Source organism: Kitasatospora sp. NE20-6 (assembly GCF_045862635.1).
Map to the genome: position 1 here is coordinate 1 of NZ_BPRL01000148.1, position 2,185 is coordinate 2,185.

A 2,185-nucleotide genomic window follows, 5' to 3' on the forward strand; every position below is an offset into this window, starting at 1 on the left:
GCCGCGGGCCGCGGTGGTGCAGCGGTCGCGGGAGGGGCAGGGGCGGCAGTCGGTGCCGGCGAAGGCGATCACGATGGCGTCGTGGCCGTGCTGGGTGACGGGGTACCAGCCGGTGCTGGTGCGGCCTTCGGGGCAGGTGACCTGGCGGGTGTTCCAGTCGACGCGGAACGCGGCCTTGTCGAAGCCCTCGGCGGCGCGGGCCTGGCGGGAGTGGTCGGCCAGGAGCGGGGTGATCATGGTGATGCCCTGTCGGGCGGCGGCGGTGACGAGGTCGGCGGAGGGGTAGCCGGAGTCCAGGTAGTGCTCGCCGGGCTTGACCTGGTGCTCGGTCAGGCGTTGCTGGATGCCGGCGGTGGCGGTCACGTCCGGCGCGGTCGAGACGGTGGTGGCCGCGTCCGTGATCAGGTTCGGGGCCCCGGCCGCGGCAGGACCGCCACCGCGAGTACCGTCCGTGCCGGTGTTGCAGGTCTCGGTGAGGTGGACCTTGTAGCCCAGCCAGAACAGCTCGTCTCCCTTGGCGGACCAGCGGGCGTCGCGGTCGTAAGGGGAGGCGACCGTAGTTGGCCGGGCGGGACGCCGTCGCTGTCGGCCTCCCGCTGCCTGACCGCCTCCCGCCCGAGCGCGTATTTCCAGTCGATCGCACGCACCGCCATCAACGCGGCCTGCCGGTCGGTCAGGTTCTCCGTGAACTGCAGCACCGTGACCAGTGCCAGCATCCCCGGCGACAAGCCCGCCGGTCCGCGCACCCCGAACGCGTCCGCGAACGGCTCGTCCGTGAACACCCCCGCCAGCTCGTCCCTCGCCCGCATCGCGGGCGAACCGGACGGGAACGCCGCCCCGGCCACCGCCGCCGTCATCGCCGGAATCTCCGGCAGCCCCTGCGGCCGCATCGACACTCCGCACCACCCTCCCGGCCGCACCACCGCCAGGCAGCCCACAGAGTGATCATCCCGAACCCGACCAACACCCCACAGCGAAATGAGCAACAGAGTCCGCACGCGTCGCCAGGCCGGGCCCCGATTCCGGGGCACGGCCTGGCGACGCGTGCAGATCAGCAGGTACCGAGGTCCTGCCAGACGCCCCACTGACCGGTGGTGCCGGGCTCCTCGCCCAGCGTCCACCACTTGGCGCTCCACTGGTGGCCCTTCCACGAGACGGTGTTGCCACCGGTGTAGACCTGTGTGCCGACCCAGGAGGCGGTGGAGCACGCCGGGGCGGTGGCGGTGCCGGTCACGGTGAGCGTGTAGGTCGCGGAGGACGTGGCCGAGGTGCCGGTCAGCGTGCCCTTGACCGTCAGCGTGTAGGTGCCGGGGACGACCGTGGACAAGGTCGACACCGACAGGGCGGCGCTGGAGCTCCCGTTGACCGAGGACGGGCTGACCGAGGCGGTGACCCCCACGGGAACGCCGCTGACCGTCATCGCGATGGACGTGTTCGAGCCGTTGTTGATGATGGCCGTGCTCACGGTCGCGGTGGTCGACGAGCCGGCGGTCACCGTGCCCGAAGACGGGCTGACCTGCACCTGGATGGCGGGCACCTGGACACTCGACGCGGAGGGCGACGGGGAGGAGGCGGTGGCGGCGGCTTGGAGGAAGGCCATCGTCGGGTACTTGTCACCCGACTGCGAAGCGAGCTTGGACAGGCTGTCGCCGGCCCGGTCCTCGACGTACGGGGCGAAGACCTGGGCGGGCAGTGGGGTGCCCGCCGCGTGGGCGGTGCCGGTGCCGGTGCCGGTGAGCGCCACGCCGGCGATGGCAGCGGCGGTGACGGCTCCGGCGAGCAGGGCTCGGAGTGGTGCGCGAACGGGTCCGGCCATGGACCGCGCTCCCTTCGAAGGTGGGGGACTTCGGCGACCTGAAGCACTCTGGCCTGGACCAATACTGGTGGTCTGGATCACCCGACTGTCAAGAGTCCTTACCAACTCTTGGGCTCAGCGGTTCCGCCGCATGAGCCACAGCAGCTCCGGAGTTCCTGCGGGCCGCGTTCCGCGTCGACTGGAACACCCGCCAGGTCACCTGCCCCGGAGGCCGCACCAGCACCGGCTGGTACCCCGTCACCCAGCACGGCCACGACGCCATCGTGATCGCCTTCGCCGGCACCGACTGCCGCCCCTGCCCCTGCCTTCGCCGGCACCGACTGCCGCCCCTGCCCCTCCCGCGACCGCTGCACCACCGCGGCCCGCGGC

At 72.2% G+C, this 2,185-nt stretch carries 2 protein-coding genes and 1 pseudogene; all 3 read right to left on the bottom strand.

The genetic code is table 11. The features are described from left to right. Positions 1-363: transposase (locus SNE206_RS39840; RefSeq protein WP_407918482.1), on the bottom strand; the 363-nt coding region annotated here is incomplete at its 3' end. A 245-nt stretch (positions 364-608) separates the two neighbouring features. Next, positions 609-896: pseudogene (locus SNE206_RS39845) on the bottom strand (transposase); the annotation flags it as partial. A gap of 155 nt (positions 897-1,051) precedes the next feature. Next, positions 1,052-1,816, bottom strand: a complete 765-nt coding sequence (locus SNE206_RS39850) for a hypothetical protein (protein WP_407918483.1) — start codon at positions 1,814-1,816, stop codon at positions 1,052-1,054. Positions 1,817-2,185 lie beyond the last annotated feature (369 nt).